Origin of the sequence: Herbaspirillum sp. UBA812, from assembly GCF_002296545.1 — a bacterium.
Classification (GTDB): Bacteria; Pseudomonadota; Gammaproteobacteria; order Burkholderiales; family Burkholderiaceae_D; genus Herbaspirillum; species Herbaspirillum huttiense.
The window spans coordinates 24784-25255 of sequence record NZ_DBIC01000148.1; the positions used below are offsets into that span (position 1 = coordinate 24784).

Below are 472 nucleotides of genomic sequence, written 5' to 3' on the forward strand. Positions count from 1 at the left end.
TAGGTAAGATCGCAAGAAATTACCTGTCAGTATTTTGAGAGAGCGATGCCCTTCGGGGTAGCCAGAAATGGCACAAAACAGAGATTAAACTAAAGAGTTTGATCCTGGCTCAGATTGAACGCTGGCGGCATGCCTTACACATGCAAGTCGAACGGCAGCATAGGAGCTTGCTCCTGATGGCGAGTGGCGAACGGGTGAGTAATATATCGGAACGTGCCCTAGAGTGGGGGATAACTAGTCGAAAGACTAGCTAATACCGCATACGATCTACGGATGAAAGTGGGGGATCGCAAGACCTCATGCTCCTGGAGCGGCCGATATCTGATTAGCTAGTTGGTGGGGTAAAAGCCTACCAAGGCAACGATCAGTAGCTGGTCTGAGAGGACGACCAGCCACACTGGGACTGAGACACGGCCCAGACTCCTACGGGAGGCAGCAGTGGGGAATTTTGGACAATGGGGGCAACCCTGAT

At 51.9% G+C, this 472-nt stretch carries 1 rRNA gene (cut by a window edge); it reads left to right on the forward strand.

Going from position 1 to position 472, the window contains the following annotated elements:
- Nucleotides 1-86: 86 nt before the first annotated feature.
- A 16S ribosomal RNA gene (locus B3873_RS09420) occupies nt 87-472 on the forward strand; its annotated part runs 1282 nt beyond the window's last position; the annotation flags it as partial.